General features: G+C 67.7%; 2 protein-coding genes. One reads left to right on the top strand and one right to left on the bottom strand.

Annotated elements, in window-relative coordinates; genetic code table 11:
* Window positions 1–630 (bottom strand): Nramp family divalent metal transporter (locus VEG08_06660; protein HXZ27665.1); only part of this gene is annotated, 630 nt, incomplete at its 3' end.
* Between the two features lie 124 nt (window positions 631–754).
* Between VEG08_06660 and acnA the strand changes: the two genes are divergently transcribed.
* Window positions 755–2,206 (top strand): aconitate hydratase AcnA (gene acnA / locus VEG08_06665; protein ID HXZ27666.1); only part of this gene is annotated, 1,452 nt, incomplete at its 3' end.

The following is a 2,206-nucleotide window of genomic DNA, read 5'->3' on the forward strand; positions in this document are numbered from 1 at the left end:
GCGGAAGTGCGGCGAGACCAGCGCCCGCCCCATCTCCAGGAAGCTGGGCTGGGTCTGCGGCAGGACAAAGATCTCCAGGAAGTAGCACAGCCCGATGGTGGCCACCAGCAGCAGCACGATGGCCTCGATGGTGCGCATCCCGAAGCGCTGCAGGGCCAGCAGCAGCAGCACGTCCAGCCCGGTGATGATGACCGCCCATAGCAGGGGGATGTGAAAGAGCAGGTTGAGGGCGACCGCGCTGCCCAGCACCTCGGCCAGGTCGCAAGCGCCGATGGCGATCTCGCTGAGCAGCCAGTTGGGCCAGCGCGTCCAGCGCGGATACCAGTCGCGGCAGCACTGTGCCAGGTCCTTGCCCGTGACCACACCCAGTCGCGCCGCGATCACCTGCATGAAGATGGCCATCAGGCTGGCCAGCGCGATCACCCATAGCAGGTTGTACCTGAACTGCGCCCCGCCCTGCAGGTCGGTGCTCCAGTTTCCGGGATCCATGTAGCCGACGCTCACCAGGATGGCCGGCCCGACGAAGGCGCGCCACTGCTCCCAGAAGCCCGCGTGGTGGTGCGGCACCTCCACGGTGCTGTGCAGCCCTTCCAGCGACACCGGCCGGCTCTGTGGGTCCCTGGTTGCCATGGCTCTGACTCGCGGCGATTATATGCCGTTCGGACGGCCCACTCCGCTGCGCCGCGCCCTTGCTTGCTCCCTCCGCATCAAAAGAACGATACTGAATGGTTTGCGAGTTCCCTTCGGAGGCGCCATGAACAGCTTCAACAGCCGCGCCAAGCTCCGCTCCGGCTCGACCGACTACGAGATCCACCGCCTGGACGCGCTCGATAAGCAAGGCCTGAAGACCACTCATCTGCCCTTTTCCCTCCGCATCCTGCTCGAGAACCTGCTGCGCACCGAGGACGGCCGCACCGTCAGGGCAGAAGAAATCCGCGCCCTGGCCTCGTGGAACGGCAAGGGCGGATCGACCGAGATCGCCTTCACGCCTGCGCGCGTGCTCTTGCAGGACTTCACCGGCGTGCCCGCGGTGGTGGACCTGGCCGCCATGCGCGACGCCATGCGCTCGCTCGGCGGTGATCCCAAGCAGATCAACCCGCTGCAGCCGGCCGAGCTGGTGATCGACCACTCCGTGCAGGTGGACGAGTTCGGCACGCCCAAGGCCTTCGACCTCAACGCCGCCCTCGAGTTCCAGCGCAACCAGGAGCGTTACGCCTTCCTGCGCTGGGGGCAGCAGGCCTTCCGCAATTTCAAGGTCGTGCCCCCGGACACCGGCATCGTCCACCAGGTCAACTTGGAGTACCTGGCGCGCGTGGTCTTCGTCGCCAAGGAGAACGCCGGCGGCGCCCGCGCCTATCCCGATACGCTGGTGGGTACCGACTCCCACACCACCATGATCAACGGGCTGGGGGTGCTGGGCTGGGGCGTGGGCGGCATCGAGGCCGAGGCTGCCATGCTGGGCCAGCCTGTCTCCATGCTCATCCCGGACGTGGTGGGCTTCCGCCTGACCGGGCGCCTGCCCGAGGGCTCCACCGCCACCGACCTCGTGCTCACCGTCACCGAGATGCTGCGCAAGAAGGGCGTGGTGGGGAAGTTCGTCGAGTACTTCGGTCCCGGGCTGGCCGCGCTGCCGGTGGCCGACCGCGCCACCCTCGCCAACATGTCGCCGGAGTACGGCGCCACCTGCGGCATCTTCCCCGTGGATCAGGAGACGCTGCGCTACCTGCGCTTCAGCGGGCGCAGCGAGGAGCAGGTCGCGCTCGTCGAGGCCTACTGCAAGAAGCAGGGACTGTGGGCTGGAGACAACGCCGGCGTCATCTACTCCGACACCCTCGAACTCGACTTGGGCAAGGTGGTGCCCAGCGTGGCCGGGCCACGGCGCCCGCAGGACCGCGTCGCGCTGCCCCAGGTGCCGGAATCGTTCCAGAAGGCGCTCCCCTCGCTGGTGCGCCCGGGCGTGCAGGTCAAAGCCGAAGCCGCTAAGAACGGCGACCGCCTGCGCCACGGCTCCGTGGTCATCGCCGCCATCACCTCCTGCACCAACACTTCGAACCCATCGGTGATGATGGCCGCAGGCCTCCTGGCCAAGAAGGCCGTCGAGCGCGGGCTCAAGCCGCCCGCCTGGGTCAAGACCTCACTCGCGCCCGGCTCGAAGGTCGTGACCGAGTACTACAGAAAGGCCGGGCTGACTCCCGCGCTCGATCAG

This window comes from Terriglobales bacterium, from assembly GCA_035624475.1.
GTDB lineage: Bacteria > Acidobacteriota > Terriglobia > Terriglobales > Acidobacteriaceae > DASPRL01.